Source organism: Clostridioides mangenotii TR, from assembly GCF_000498755.1.
GTDB classification, from domain to species: Bacteria; Bacillota; Clostridia; order Peptostreptococcales; family Peptostreptococcaceae; genus Metaclostridioides; species Metaclostridioides mangenotii_A.
In genome coordinates this window covers 14,743-28,820 of sequence record NZ_AXUS01000011.1, presented here as the reverse complement: position 1 = coordinate 28,820, position 14,078 = coordinate 14,743, and the positions used below count along the sequence as shown (strand labels likewise).

The window sequence follows — 14,078 nt, the reverse complement described above, 5'->3', positions numbered from 1 at the left end:
CGTTAAGAAGGTAGGATAAACAATGAAAAAAGTAAACCTGAAAGGCCAACTAGATATCATAGTAGCTTTAGGTGTTATGTGCATCATACTGATGATAATAATACCACTGCCAACATTTTTACTAGACTTATTGTTATCTGTCAACATAAGTTTATCTATACTAATATTACTTATGACTTTGTTCACAAAAAATATTCTTGAGCTATCTATATTTCCAACTATGCTATTGATAACTACATTATTTAGATTGGGACTAAATATGTCTTCAACTAGATTAATACTTAGTGAAGGATATGCTGGAAATGTAATCGAAGCGTTTGGGAGCTTTGTTGTGGGCGGAAATTATGTTGTAGGTATTATTATATTTCTTATTATAATAATCGTTCAATTTGTAGTTATAACCAATGGTTCTGGAAGGGTATCTGAGGTTTCAGCAAGATTTACACTGGATGCGATGCCTGGGAAACAGATGAGTATAGATGCAGATTTAAACTCTGGAACTATAGATGAAGATATGGCTAAAAAAAGAAGGGAAGAACTGCAACAAGAAGCAGATTTCTTTGGCTCTATGGATGGAGCATCTAAATTCGTAAAAGGAGATGCTATTTCAGGGATAATAATTACTCTAATAAATATAGTGGGCGGTATTATTATTGGAGTTTTAATGATGGACATGACTTTAACAGAGGCAGGTCAGACATTTGTTAGACTTACTATTGGTGATGGTTTAGTTAGCCAAATACCAGCGCTGTTGATTTCTGTATCATCAGGGATCTTAGTTACTCGAGTAGCTAGTGATGATAATTTTGGTACTTTGGTTGGGAAACAATTAACTTCTATACCAAAGGCAATTATTATCACAGGGATTGTACTTATAATCTTAGGGATAATGCCAGGCCTTCCTAAATTCGCATTTTTCTCTTTAGGGATAGGTGCCATAGTCTCGGGATATTTTCTATCTAAAGATTCTGAGGAAGAGCTTGATGATTATATAGTTGAAGATGCGAATATGGTTTCAGCTGATAAAAATGAAGCCGAAGATGTAAAGGATTTAATAAATGTAGAAGTAATAGAAGTCGAAATTGGATATGGACTTATTGCGCTTGCAGATGAGTCTAGCGGTGGCGACTTGTTGCAGAGAATAGCTTCAATAAGAAGACAGTGTGCAATAGATATGGGAATAATCGTACAGCCTATAAGAATAAGAGATAATCTACAGCTAAATCCCAACCAGTACAATATCAAAATCAAGGGAAATATAGTTTCTAGTTATGAAATTATACCCAACATGGTTTTATGTATGGATTCTGTAAATCAGGGTTTTAGTATAGATGGAATCAAGACCACAGAGCCAACTTTTGGTCTGGAAGCTTTATGGATAGATAAAGATAAATTAGAGGAAGCAGAATTAAGGGGTTACACGATAGTAGATTCTGCAACTATCCTGATTACTCATTTAATGGATGTAATTAAATCTAATGCTCATGAACTTTTGGGAAGGCAAGAAGTTAAAAATATAATTGATATCACTAGAGAAAATTACAGTGCTGTCGTTGAAGAGCTTATCCCGGATCTTATGACATTAGGTGAAATACAAAAAATACTTCAAAACCTTCTTAAGGAAAAAGTTAGTATAAGGGATAGAGTAACTATTCTTGAAACTCTTGCGGATCAATCTATAGGTACAAAAGATTTAGAAGTCTTAACAGAGTACGTGAGAATTGCTCTAAACAGGAGTATTTGTGCAAATTTAGTAGATGATAACAATACTATTGTTATATCCACATTGAGTAAAGATGTAGAAGATATGATTTCTGATAATATACAGAGATCTATAAATGGTAATTATCCTGCAATTGATCCAGAATACTCTAATAAAATATTCGAAGGTATACAAGAGATTATTAGGACGGTTTACTTTAACAATAATATTCCGGCTATAGTGGTGTCTCCTAAAATAAGAGCGCCATTTAGAAAGTTGACTGAGATAGTATTTCCAAATCTAATGGTATTGTCATTAAATGAGATACCAAATGATATCCAAATCAAGGCAGAAGGTGTGGTGGAAATCTAGATGATAGCATCGGACAAATCTGGCAAAGATAAAAGGGCTAGTGGAGTAGAAAAAATTTGTTTTAAGTTGAGCAATCTTGATTTTAATGAAGTTAGTATCAGAGAGATGAAGCTAAAACTTGACCAAAAGAAATTTAATGGAAAAGATTTAAGTTTTGATGTAGTAGAGGTTTTAAAAGATAGTATAAAAATAGATATGAGTAATCTAAAAGGAAGAGTAGTTTTAGTTGGACCACCCGGTGTGGGAAAAACAACTACTGTAGCTAAGATTGCCGCGAATCTATTGTTTAATGAACATAAAAAAATTGGTTTAATAACTACAGACACTTATAGAATTGGTGCAGTTGAACAATTAAAGATTTACGCAGATATTATGAATATGCCATTTAGAGGAGTTATTACTCAAGAAGAAATGGATGAAGCTCTAGAGCATATGAAAGATTGCGACACTATACTGATAGACACCACAGGAAGAAGCTATACAAATACTAAAAAAATTTTAGAATTAAAAGAATATATAGAAAAAGTTGGCGATAAGAAGGTGTTGCTAGTTCTAAGTTGTACAACAAATGATAGATGTGTTAAATCGACAATTGACGCTTATAGACCCTTAAATTTCACTAGTTTAGTAATAAGCAAATTAGATGAAACTACTACATATGGTTCAATAATGAATATTTTAAATCATTCAAAAAAACCTATTTCTTACCTGACAACTGGGCAAAATGTCCCAGCGGATATTTTGAAACCGGATAAGGATAAAATAATAAGATTATTTTTGGGGGCTGAATGTATATGATGGATCAAGCGTATATGTTGAGAAAATTAGTAGTTGATAAGTCAATTGCTGAGCCGTTTAATAATGTAGATAGTAAAAAATGTGTTGTTTTTGATAGAGAACAATTAATTAAAGACAATATTCCCCTTGTAAAGAGCATAGCAAATAAACTGTTTGTTCCAAACAAAGGGCTTGAGTTCGATGACCTAGTGAGTACAGGTATATTAGGATTAATTGATGCGGTTAATAGATTCGATGTTGAGAGAGATGCAAAGTTTTCAACTTATTCATATATAAGAATCAAAGGGGCAATATTAGATGAAATAAGAAGACAGCAACCTATTTCAAAACAGAGGATATCTAGGATAAATAACTACAATAAAGTAGTTGAGAATTTAAGAAATAGACTATTTAGAGAACCGAGCATTAGTGAAATAGCAGATGAATTAAACATAACAAAGATGGATGTTTCAGAAATTGAGACGGATATAGATATGTTGAGTACATATTCTTTAGATAAAGTTATATTTGAAGATACAAGTGAAAATATTGAAAGATTTCTAAAAATAAGTGATGATGAAAACCCAAGTAGTATTGTCGATGAAAATGAAAAAGCAGAGATACTTTCAAAAGCTATATCAAATTTAAAAGATAAGGAACAACTAGTGTTGTCACTGTACTATTACGATGAGTTAAATTTAAAGGAGATTGCTAGTGTTCTTAAAGTATCAGAATCTAGAGTATCACAATTGCATCGTAAAGCTATAACTAATCTAAAATATGAGATAGATAAGATGAAATACTCAGTGAGGAATGATTGATTATGACACAGATAGTGTTGGTGTTTATAGGGATATCTATATTGTTTATTGTTTTTATAATAGACAGAAGAGAAAAGAAGATCGACTGTGATACATATCAAAGTTATGATAAAGTACTAGACAATAAATACAAGAAACGTGAATTATTCTTTGAAGAAAAGAGAACTAACTTTCTAGAGAAAATATCTAATTGCAAATTCGAAGAAAAACTAGCAGAGCTAGAAGAACTGGAAAAATTAGCAGAGTTAATGGAAGTGGAAGAACTAGGTGAAACAGAAAAAATAGAGGAAAATAAATCTATAATAAAAGATATTATGTCGATGTTAAAACAAGGTTATACAGAAGAACAAATATGCAAAAATTTTGATATTGGCAAGGGGGAATTGCAATTAATAATAAGTTGTTACAAAGAATAAGAATTATCAGCATAGATAAAAAATTTTTAATTGGAATAGCTGTTGGAATCCTTATATCTGCACTTAGTACAATTATATTTAATACAAGAACCTTAAGCGATGCTGATATAGAGAAGAGAGCTATGGCACTTGGAATGAAGTATCCAAGCGAAATGAAGGTTGTTGAATAGGAGGCTTAAGGATGTTAAGAGGTCTATATACATCAGTATCATCTATGATAACTAACGAAAAACGACAAGCTGTTATTACCAATAATTTAGCAAATATAAATACAATTGGGTATAAAAACGAAAAGTTGATATCCAAAAGTTTCGACGAAGTTAGTTTATCAAATAGAGATAGGTTTGCGGGTGGAAAAGGTCATAAACAAATTCTAGGCAATATAAGCTTAGGAGTAGCTATGGACGATGTTGTAGTAAATTACACACAAGGTGTAGTAAAGCAGACGGGCAATAAAATGGACATCGCACTTAGCGGCAAGGGATTTTTCAAGGTAGAGGATAAAAATGGAAAACAGTTTTACACAAGAAATGGAAACTTTAGAGAAGACACTATGGGAAAGCTAGTTACTAGTGATGGTTATTATGTTTTGGGTACAAATGTACAGACTGGAGCAGTAGAACCTATTCAAGTCAACGGTGGAACATTTGAAGTCTCTAGAGACAATGTAATATCAATAAATAATACTCAAATGTACAAATTTAATATAGTCGACATTGGCGATTATGCCGAATTAAATAAAGTAGGAAATAATGTGTACACCGGAAAAGGTGAGATAGCAACTGATGGAGTTGAGACAGTACAAAGCGCTGTTGAAACATCAAATGTCGACATGATTTCTGAAGTAACCGATATGATGATGTATATGAGAGAATACGAGGCAAGTCAAAAAGTCATTCAGACAATTGACTCTACACTTGATAAAATAGCTAATCAGATTGGAGCAGTATAGATAGTGAGGGGAATCTAGTATGTATACAATAATAAATAATAGCAGAGCTGGAATGAATTCCAATCAAGAAAAATTAAATGTAGTATCAAACAATATAGCGAATGTAGATACTGTCGGTTATAAAAAATTAAATATTGAATTTAGTGACTTAGTAAATGAGACCTTAAATAGAAAGACATATCCAACTGGAAAGAATAAGATAGACACTGGTACAGGAAGTAAAGTAACAATTCCGATAAGAGATTTTACGCAAGGAGCTATTAGGTCTACTGAAATAAGTTCTAACCTAGCGATTGATGGAGATGGATTTTTCAGAGTTATAAAAAATGATGGAAATTATTTATACACTAGAGATGGAAACTTCAGTGTTGATAAAGCAGGAAACATTGTAGATGCAAGAGGTAATAAGCTAGATGTACAATTTAATGCAGGATTTAACTATGCAAATAGCAACATAACTAATGAAAATCTTAATATAGCAAAGGACGGAAATATCTATATTGACGAAAATCATATAGGAAAAATTAATTTGTATAATTCAGTTGGCAATGAAGCATTTGTTTCTGTTGGAGATAGTCAATATAAATTAAATGACGGAGCCGCTTTATATGTAGAGAATGAATCAAGTATTGAACAAGGTTTCTTAGAAATGTCCAATGCAAGTTTGCAAGATGAAATGGTTGAAATGATAGCAACACAGAGAGCTTTTCAACTTAACTCAAAAGGTATGAATGTCGCCGATGATATGTGGTCGATGGCGAACAATTTAAGATCTAAATAGTCTGGATGTGTAATAGATATGAATAAAACTAGAGAGTATGATTTTAGAAAACCGCAGAGATATTCTAGCGAAAATATAAGAAATATAAGTATACTAACCGATGATTTCTGTAGAAAATCCAATATGTACCTAAACTATGAACTTAAATATAGATCGAGTTTAAAGGTTGTGGAAATTGAACAGTCTAGCTATCAAGATTTTTTTGATAAACTATCTGCTTCATCAATTGTTGTACAAGTTACCATAAAGCCGATTTCCAAAAGTTTCTTATTAAAAATTGATAAAATAGTAGCGTTGATATGGGTTGATATAGCATCTGGTGGCGATGGTAATATTGAAGATTTAGATAGAACTTTTACCGATGTCGATAAAAATGTTCTAACTTATTTGGTCAATAAACTCATGGAGAAGCTGTATATTCCAGAAAAATTCGAATCTATAGAAGTGGAAGGAATTTATACAAAAGTTGCTATGCCACAGTTTTTCATTCCAAGTGATTCTAGTTGTATATCAGATGTAGATGTAGATCACAAAGGTATGAATATAGGCAAAATATCATTTTGTATGCCGTACAGTAGTATGGAGGAGTGGCTTGAAAACTATCTTCCAGAGAACGATATAGTAGATAAATTTACAAACGATCCAGAAGAGTTTTCATCAAAATTAAAAGAAAGTGTGTATGATGCGAACCTAAATTTATGTGTGGAAATAGGCAAAGTAAATATTACTATAGGAGATTTACTTAAGTTAGAAGAAGGAGATATATTAATTACAGACAAAGGCATCAATAATCCCGCAGATATATACATAGAAAATATAAAATCGTATACAGCAAAGCCGGGGATTATCAATAGTAAAAGAGGGTTGGAAGTTTTAGACTCTGTAAATAAAGAGGTGTAGATTATGGATGGTAGTAAAACTATATCAAATGAAGATGCAAAGATACTTTTAAATAAAGAGATTGCAAACAGTAAGAATGTAGAAGGTGACTTTATAAATGAAAATTTATCTAGAATACTAGATGTAAATTTAGAATTGTCAGTAATAATAGGTAGAACGAAGATGAAACTTAAAGAGATTCTGTCACTACAGAAAGGATCTTTAATGGAATTAGATGCTCTTGTAGATCAAGATGTTGAAATTTTAATTGACGATAAAGTTCTCGCATATGGCAAAGTGGTGGTAGTTGATTTGAATTTTGGAGTTAAGATAACTAGTATTGTCGAAGGAGACGAATTAGTCAAAACATTTATATAAATCATAGGGTTGTCCTAAAGATGATAGTTAATAAGTTTAATGCTATTCGATTTTGAAAGTCAATTTTGTATAGAGTTAAATAACAACACATTTTGGGGCAACCCCTAGATTTTTAGAGAGATTGGAGGAAAATTATTGCTGTTCACTAATGTAGAATATGATTTACACAATTTTGATAAAAATAGCAAAGATACGCACTCATACAAATTATACAATGAATCGATTGACTTGATAAAAGCAGGCGATATTACTAGATCTTATATATCTTTAACAAAAAGTCTTTACATAGATGAAAATAACACCGATGCAATGAACTTATACGGAATTTTAAATTTAATTAAGTGTGATTTTGATAAATCATTTGAGAGTTTTTATAAATGTTTGAAAATAGAAGAGAATGAAGTAGCAAAAAAATATATAGAAATATTTTTATCTGATAAATTTTCTAGTTTTATAAAAGAGTACAATAATCTTATAAAAGCTGCAAATCAAGAGGATTATGAAAACGCAATTAGAGGATTTGAGAAAATCGAAAAAGAGGATAGCTATCTAATAGAACCGAATTTTATACTTTATAAGGTCTGTAGAGAAGTACACGGGACAATGAAGGCACAAAAATATTTAGATAAAATATACGCATTAGATAGAGGAAACGAAATCTTTGATGGCAATGACTTTATGGAAAAAGTGAGCGGAATAAGAAGCAATGAAAGTAACTATAGCTACATAGATAACGGCTCAGATACACAAAGAATATCAGATTTAAATAATGATAAAAAAGTATATTATGAAAAAGAACTCGATTTCCGAAAGAAATTTATGAATAAAGGATATGTATTTTTCATAGTATTTATATTGTTATTAGTTGTACTAGTTTATAACACTTATGAAATAAAAAACTTAAAAAAGGATATAACAAAATATACTCCTAGTGTACAGGCAAATCAAGACGTAGGAATTAAAGAGAAAAAAATAGATAAAGAAAAAGATTTGGATAAAACAGATAAAGATAAAAGTTCAAAGATTGAAGATATAAAAGATAACACTAAAAATAAAAAAGATAAATCTAAAAAAGAATCTACCATATTTGATCAAGAGTCTTTCAAAAAGGCTATTGAATTTAAAAATAACAAGGAGTACTATAAGGCTATAAATCTATATAAAGATGTTGTAGAAAATAGTGTCGACAAGAAATACATATCTGAATCAATCTATCAAGTTGCTAATCTTAGCCAGAAATTGAAAAAATACAGTGATTCAGAAAAATACTACTCTATGTATATACAAAAATACAATAAAGAATATCCGTATTATGAAGAGTCTTATTATAATCTAGGATTAATTTACTATGAAAATGACCAATTAGAAAAGTCTAAAGATGTATTTAGAGAATTTAAGAAAAGGCTTCCAGATAGTCTATACAACAATTCAAAAGTTCAGGAAATATTAAAAAAATAGCATACTCAACAGGGTGATAACATAACAAAGTTGATATTTTAATTATAATAAAATATATAAAATTATTATTTAATGGAGGGATGATTATGAGTATTGAAAAAGGGAGTATTTCAATTCATACAGAAAATATTTTTCCGATAATTAAGAAATGGTTATATTCTGATAAGGACATTTTTATCAGAGAGCTTATTAGTAATGGTTGCGACGCTGTAAATAAGTACAAAAGATTAAAATCACTTGGAGAGATACCAAACTCAGGAGAAGAAGCTTACAAAATTACAGTATCAGTAAATAATAGTGAAGGGACTATAAAATTTACTGACAATGGTATTGGCATGACAGCAGAAGAAGTAAAAAAATACATCAATCAAGTTGCTTTTTCTGGGGCAGAAGATTTCTTTAACAAATACAAGGACAAGATGGAGGAGCCTAATGATATTATAGGGCACTTCGGACTAGGATTTTATTCTTCTTTTATGGTATCTGATAAAGTACAAATCGATACGATGTCTTTCGTTGAATCATCTAAGCCAGTCAGATGGGTATCTGAAGGTGGAACTGAATATGAAATAATTGAGTCAGACTTTCAAAATTCAAGGGGTACAACTATAACTTTGTATCTATCAGAAGACAGCAAAGAATTCCTAGACTATTATACTGTTAAATATATAATAACTAAGTATTGTTCATTCTTGCCTGTCGAGATATTTTTAGTAGATGAAGTGAAAGTAAAAGAAGAAAAATTAAATGTTGAGAAGACAAAAGAAGAGGACGTAATAGAAGAAAATATACAAGCAGAGGTTAAAGAAGATAAACAGCAACCTTTGAACGATATAAGTCCTCTTTGGTTAAAAGCGCCAAAAGACTGTACAGACGAGGAGTATATTGCATTCTACAAAAAGGTGTTTAACGCATTAGATGAGCCTCTGTTTTGGATGCACTTAAATGTTGATTATCCATTTAATCTAAAAGGTATATTGTATTTCCCTAAACTTAAAAATGAATTTGAAATAAGAGAAGGCGAAGTAAAACTGTTCAATAATCAAGTTTTCGTAGCAGATAATATAAAAGAAATAATACCGGAATTTCTACTTTTACTTAAAGGAGTAATAGATTGTCCAGATCTACCTCTAAATGTTTCCAGAAGTTTCTTGCAAAATGATAGAGAAGTAGGTAAGATATCAAAACATATAGTAAAAAAAGTAGCAGATAAATTGAAATCTCTATTTAAAAACGAAAGAGAAGAGTATGAGAAGTTTTGGGATGATATTCAACTATTTATAAAATACGGTTGTTTAAAAGATGAGAGTTTCTACGAAAAAGTAAAAGACTGTATAATGTACAAAACAATAGATAAAAAACATATCACCCTTAAAGAGTATTTAGAAGAAAATAAAGAAAAACATGAGAATAAAGTTTTCTACGTTAGCAATGAAGAGCAGCAATTCCAGTATATAAAAATGTTTAAAGATTACGATATCAATGCTGTAGTGCTAGATTCTACAATAGATGTAAACTTTATATCTTTTATAGAGTTTAAAGAAAACGGGGTTAAGTTTAGCAGAATTGATTCGGATTTGAACGACGTACTAAACACAGGTGATGGAAAAGACACAACAGACACAAATGTTGTAAGCGACAAAAGTAAATCGGCTATAGAAGATATATTCAAAGATTCAGTAGGTGGAAGAATCAAAAACTGTAAAGTGGAGTCTTTTAAAGGGAAAGAAACTCCGGCAATAATACTGATTTCAGAGGACTCTATAAGGATGTCAGAGATGAAATCAAACTTTGCAGGAGTTGATTTTGGAGTTAACATTGAAGAAGAAAAAACTCTAGTTATTAACGCTAATAATTCGATTGTAAACAAAATAGTGGATCTAGAAAATAGCGATAAAGAAGATAAATATAAAAAAGAAACAATAGATCTTTTATGTAACCAAATAGTCGATCTAGCGTTAATGTCGAATAAAGAACTAGAACCTTCAGAGATGAATGAATTTATAAAAAGAAACTTAAAGCTCATGAACCTGATAATATCAATATAATTAGTTTAATTTATTAGTTCAATATAGTTTATAAATTTTGCTGATGCTAGAAAATAGATTTTAGACAATATAAATAATAGCTACACCAAAGGAAATAGTAAATTTCTTTTAGTGTAGCTATTTATAATAACATAAATCATATTAACTAAATTGAGGAGACTCTGCAATATCTTCAAGTTTCTCAGAATTTTGAACGAATAAATCGTAGATATATGGGTCTATTATACTCCCGCTACATTTTTCAAGTTCTCGTAATGATTGGAAATGATCCATTTCAGGATCTCTAGCTGTTGTAAATTCGTCGTACAAATCTACCGCACACATTATACGTGCTTCAATCGGGATTTCGCATCCGCTTAATTCTTTAGGTGATCCAGAACCATCAAAAAATTCAGTATAGCTACTCTCAATGATTGACACGTATTTCATAACATCATCATTTGGATAAAGAGCTATAATTTTTTGTAAAGTTTCTTTGGAATTAGAAGATTTTTCTTTTTTAAATCGAATCAAAAAATCGTCTATTCTGTGAAATGTTGCTGCATAACACATGTTGTCGATAAAATCATTTTTTTGATCATCTGAAAGGTTTGATTCTGCATATGAAGTAGAAACAATCTTGATATACTCTTTTATTCTTCTTATATATTGTCCGAAATCTTCATCTATATCAATTATAATATTTTCAATCGTATAGCTTAAACCTTCTTTAGAATCATGTAGTTTTGTCTTTAATATTTCAATATCTTTTGATAAGTTTTGGTTGATTTTTGATGTTTCAACACCAAGTAAAAAAATTTTATGAAGTCTTTCTTCTCTATAATAGTAACTGGCAATACCTGCTCCATTAATTCCTATTAGGAAAATAGAAGTACCTATAAATCCAGTGTCAAATTTGCTACTAAACAATGAATAAAGTACGAAATAAAAAATTGTAATGCTCCAACCCGTTATATGGGTAATTTTACTACCTAAATTAAATAGCGAATATACAGAGAAAAAAATAAAAAATAATCCAATATAATAGATTACATTAAATTTAAACATTACAAGCATATAGCAGAGATAAGCACCAGAGTATATAGATAGCGTTGAAAGTATGTATACAATATATTTTTGTCCGAACTTTGTGAATGTTAGACCTAAAACTAAAACCATTGGAACTAATAGAACTAAATATGTAAATATTATATATTTTGTATCTATAGCGATATTAGAGAAAATTTTAGTTGTTGCATAAAATAAGGTTATTAAAATATACAGAGATAGGCTAAATTTTGCCATATTAGTATTTTCGCTTGATTTGATTTGTAGATATTTTTTATCGGCTGATTCATGAGAACCATTACCCAAAATTACATCTCTCATTTGGTTACCTCCTAAAAACATAAGTGAAATAGAAAATATTACTGGGTTAAAATAAGTTGTATTTATTATAGCATTGTTGGTTTATTATGTATATCTATAAAAGACTACAAGCTGTTGAAATTTCAGAATTTGTAATTTTAATTTGAGATCCGGTATAACAATAATGCCTAAAAATAGCTATTTTCATAAAAAGAACGCTTGAGTTTATAATACTTCTAATCTATTTTAAAAAATATCTAAGTATGTTAAAATTATTTTTGAGAATATTGGACGAACATATATTAGTGGTTTCACTTTAGGGGAGTGAATATTTATTATATGAAACAATAATAAAATCACTAAAGGTGTTTAAGGGGGCCGGGGTATTATGCTAGATATTATTATAACTTTAATTGCAGCATGTTTTTATGTATATCGTGACGATTTAAAAATTAGCAGACATTTAACAATGCTCTATGTATTTCCTATATTTTTATCAATAAGGATAATTGAGCAAAATTTAAATGGAAATTTAGCAGTAGGTATAACTTTTCTAATTATGACTTCAATGTTAACGATTGTTGTAATGGATAGACCTGCAATTTATGCAGTGTACAAAAATGTGCAGTATACATTTTTACAGGAATTTTCACATATTATATCAATTATGATAATAAGATATATCTCAATCTACATGGGCGATATGTCCAAATTTTATGGAGTATTATTGATTGTCATTTTTCTATATCATTGGTAGCTACAAAACTATATGAAAAAAGAGATAAATTCAATACAATGCCACAAAAAGTAAATTTAATCATTTGTATCACAGTTATACTGATTGAGATATTGTATATGTACAAATATGTTAGGTTAAGTTTAGATTATGATAGCGGATTTAATGATTTGTCTGTAATATTGATATTCTTACTATCCTTTTGTGTTATGATTTTTATTCAGGAATTATCAAAAGTTGGTAGATATCTAAATGTAATCAATGACCTTCAAGGCCAGTTAAAGCTACAGTTAGAGCACTATGAGTCATATGAAAAATACATAGAAATAACACGTAGATTTAGACATGACATTAAAAATCATAATTTTTTAATATTAACGCTAATTAAAAAAGGTGATTACAGAGGCGCTATTGGGTATATAAATAGCTTAACGGAGAATATCTTTGATATTCCATATGAGCAGATAACTAACAATAAGATAATCGATGCTGTAATGATAGGGGCGATAGAAAAGACCAAGAGATTAAATATAAATTTTGAATATAAGATAAATAACGTCGAAAATTTAAATATAGATGATGTAGATTTATCTTCTGTTTTTTCAAACATACTCAACAATGCTATCGAAGCTTGTGAACGAATGCCTATCAATAACAGAAAGATTTTATTGATTGTAAACTCTAGATCTAATGTGCTCGCTATTGAAATATCGAATACTTACAGTGGAATAGTGAGAAAAGATGGTTCTAGATTTAAAACAATAAAGGGAAACGACCGCGATCATGGTTTAGGGATGAATAACTTAAAAGAAATCGTTAAGAAGTACAATGGGATATTCAATACTGAACATGATGAAAAGATTTTTAAGGTATCCATGACATTATTTAGTAAAGACAATTAAACCAGATTGATAGGAGGATAAATATGAAAATAACCAGAGAAGTTGATTATGGCATACGTACTATACGGGCATTAGCGGATGGCGAAACTCGTACGATAAAATTTATTTGTGATAATGAAAATATTCCAATAGATGCTGGATATAAAGTATTTAGAAAACTAAAAGAAAACAATATTATATCCATATCAGTAGGTGCCAAAAATGGAGGATACAAGCTTCTATCAGATACCAAACAAACAACTTTACTCGACGTAATTAGTGCTCTAGACGACGACATTTTTATAAATGATTGTCTTGAAGATGGGTTTAACTGTGCAAATAATACTGGTGATAAGGTTTGTATGGTAAACAGGGAACTTTGTAGAATACAAAAGATAGTGATGAATGAAATGTCTAAGTACACACTATATGAGGTTTTGACTATGTACGATGAAAAGAATACTGAAAGTTCAGGTACTGAAGATGCTGACACTGAAGATTGTGAAAAATAGTCTAATTGATGAATTACT

15 protein-coding genes are annotated in these 14,078 nt (G+C 30.0%); 14 read left to right on the top strand and 1 reads right to left on the bottom strand.

The genetic code is table 11. The features are described 5' to 3' along the window. Nucleotides 1-22: 22 nt before the first annotated feature. The 11 genes from flhA to htpG all read left to right on the top strand — a co-directional run bounded on the left by flhA (nucleotide 23) and on the right by htpG (nucleotide 10,584). Entirely contained in the window at nucleotides 23-2,074 is a 2,052-nt protein-coding gene (gene flhA / locus T473_RS0106980; protein ID WP_024621254.1) for a flagellar biosynthesis protein FlhA, read from the top strand. Next, nucleotides 2,075-2,872 carry a flagellar biosynthesis protein FlhF gene (locus tag T473_RS0106975; protein ID WP_024621253.1) on the top strand — a complete coding sequence of 266 codons (798 nt, stop codon included), beginning with the start codon at nucleotides 2,075-2,077 and terminating at the stop codon, nucleotides 2,870-2,872. Next, a complete protein-coding gene (locus tag T473_RS0106970; protein ID WP_242825882.1) occupies nucleotides 2,869-3,672 on the top strand; it encodes a sigma-70 family RNA polymerase sigma factor in 804 nt (267 codons plus the stop codon). Before T473_RS0106975 ends, T473_RS0106970 begins: the two co-directional genes overlap by 4 nt. Before the next feature lie 2 nt (nucleotides 3,673-3,674). After that, nucleotides 3,675-4,088: a DUF6115 domain-containing protein gene (locus tag T473_RS0106965; protein WP_038300383.1), complete on the top strand. Its 414-nt coding sequence runs from the start codon at nucleotides 3,675-3,677 to the stop codon at nucleotides 4,086-4,088. Beyond that, on the top strand, nucleotides 4,073-4,258 hold the full coding sequence (locus T473_RS0106960) for a hypothetical protein (RefSeq protein ID WP_024621250.1): 186 nt from the start codon (nucleotides 4,073-4,075) through the stop codon (nucleotides 4,256-4,258). Before T473_RS0106965 ends, T473_RS0106960 begins: the two co-directional genes overlap by 16 nt. A gap of 11 nt (nucleotides 4,259-4,269) precedes the next feature. Then, a complete protein-coding gene (locus T473_RS0106955; protein WP_024621249.1) occupies nucleotides 4,270-5,040 on the top strand; it encodes a flagellar hook-basal body complex protein in 771 nt (256 codons plus the stop codon). Between the two features lie 19 nt (nucleotides 5,041-5,059). Next, entirely contained in the window at nucleotides 5,060-5,821 is a 762-nt protein-coding gene (locus tag T473_RS0106950) for a flagellar hook-basal body complex protein (protein WP_024621248.1), read from the top strand. 18 nt (nucleotides 5,822-5,839) lie between these two features. Then, a complete protein-coding gene (locus T473_RS0106945) occupies nucleotides 5,840-6,721 on the top strand; it encodes a FliM/FliN family flagellar motor switch protein (protein ID WP_024621247.1) in 882 nt (293 codons plus the stop codon). Nucleotides 6,722-6,724: 3 nt separating this feature from the next. After that, nucleotides 6,725-7,078, top strand: coding sequence for a FliM/FliN family flagellar motor switch protein (locus tag T473_RS0106940; RefSeq protein ID WP_024621246.1), 354 nt, complete (start codon nucleotides 6,725-6,727; stop codon nucleotides 7,076-7,078). A 135-nt stretch (nucleotides 7,079-7,213) separates the two neighbouring features. Next, nucleotides 7,214-8,536: a tetratricopeptide repeat protein gene (locus tag T473_RS0106935; protein ID WP_024621245.1), complete on the top strand. Its 1,323-nt coding sequence runs from the start codon at nucleotides 7,214-7,216 to the stop codon at nucleotides 8,534-8,536. 86 nt (nucleotides 8,537-8,622) lie between these two features. Further along, on the top strand, nucleotides 8,623-10,584 hold the full coding sequence (gene htpG / locus T473_RS0106930) for a molecular chaperone HtpG (RefSeq protein ID WP_024621244.1): 1,962 nt from the start codon (nucleotides 8,623-8,625) through the stop codon (nucleotides 10,582-10,584). A gap of 141 nt (nucleotides 10,585-10,725) precedes the next feature. Here the strand turns inward: htpG and T473_RS0106925 are convergent, their stop codons facing one another. Beyond that, nucleotides 10,726-11,952 (bottom strand): HD-GYP domain-containing protein, encoded by a 1,227-nt coding sequence (locus T473_RS0106925; RefSeq protein WP_024621243.1) that lies wholly within the window; start codon nucleotides 11,950-11,952, stop codon nucleotides 10,726-10,728. A gap of 367 nt (nucleotides 11,953-12,319) precedes the next feature. Here T473_RS0106925 and T473_RS0106920 point away from each other — a divergent pair, with 367 nt between their 5' ends. From T473_RS0106920 to T473_RS0106910, 3 genes are all read left to right on the top strand, one after another. Then, nucleotides 12,320-12,688: a hypothetical protein gene (locus T473_RS0106920; protein WP_024621242.1), complete on the top strand. Its 369-nt coding sequence runs from the start codon at nucleotides 12,320-12,322 to the stop codon at nucleotides 12,686-12,688. A gap of 98 nt (nucleotides 12,689-12,786) precedes the next feature. Beyond that, on the top strand, nucleotides 12,787-13,569 hold the full coding sequence (locus T473_RS0106915; protein WP_161627542.1) for a sensor histidine kinase: 783 nt from the start codon (nucleotides 12,787-12,789) through the stop codon (nucleotides 13,567-13,569). A gap of 23 nt (nucleotides 13,570-13,592) precedes the next feature. Beyond that, nucleotides 13,593-14,060: an RrF2 family transcriptional regulator gene (locus T473_RS0106910; RefSeq protein ID WP_024621240.1), complete on the top strand. Its 468-nt coding sequence runs from the start codon at nucleotides 13,593-13,595 to the stop codon at nucleotides 14,058-14,060. Nucleotides 14,061-14,078: the final 18 nt, after the last annotated feature.

What these genes read in the sequence shown, in the direction of transcription:
- T473_RS0106970 (WP_242825882.1), top strand. Translation starts at nt 2,869, where the DNA reads ATGATGGATCAAGCGTATATGTTGAGAAAATTAGTAGTTGATAAGTCA.
- T473_RS0106910 (WP_024621240.1), top strand. Translation starts at nt 13,593, where the DNA reads ATGAAAATAACCAGAGAAGTTGATTATGGCATACGTACTATACGGGCA.
- T473_RS0106950 (WP_024621248.1), top strand. Translation starts at nt 5,060, where the DNA reads ATGTATACAATAATAAATAATAGCAGAGCTGGAATGAATTCCAATCAA.
- T473_RS0106915 (WP_161627542.1), top strand. Translation starts at nt 12,787, where the DNA reads ATGTACAAATATGTTAGGTTAAGTTTAGATTATGATAGCGGATTTAAT.
- T473_RS0106920 (WP_024621242.1), top strand. Translation starts at nt 12,320, where the DNA reads ATGCTAGATATTATTATAACTTTAATTGCAGCATGTTTTTATGTATAT.
- T473_RS0106925 (WP_024621243.1), bottom strand. Translation starts at nt 11,952, where the DNA reads ATGAGAGATGTAATTTTGGGTAATGGTTCTCATGAATCAGCCGATAAA.
- T473_RS0106965 (WP_038300383.1), top strand. Translation starts at nt 3,675, where the DNA reads ATGACACAGATAGTGTTGGTGTTTATAGGGATATCTATATTGTTTATT.
- T473_RS0106940 (WP_024621246.1), top strand. Translation starts at nt 6,725, where the DNA reads ATGGATGGTAGTAAAACTATATCAAATGAAGATGCAAAGATACTTTTA.
- T473_RS0106945 (WP_024621247.1), top strand. Translation starts at nt 5,840, where the DNA reads ATGAATAAAACTAGAGAGTATGATTTTAGAAAACCGCAGAGATATTCT.
- T473_RS0106975 (WP_024621253.1), top strand. Translation starts at nt 2,075, where the DNA reads ATGATAGCATCGGACAAATCTGGCAAAGATAAAAGGGCTAGTGGAGTA.
- T473_RS0106955 (WP_024621249.1), top strand. Translation starts at nt 4,270, where the DNA reads ATGTTAAGAGGTCTATATACATCAGTATCATCTATGATAACTAACGAA.
- htpG (WP_024621244.1), top strand. Translation starts at nt 8,623, where the DNA reads ATGAGTATTGAAAAAGGGAGTATTTCAATTCATACAGAAAATATTTTT.
- flhA (WP_024621254.1), top strand. Translation starts at nt 23, where the DNA reads ATGAAAAAAGTAAACCTGAAAGGCCAACTAGATATCATAGTAGCTTTA.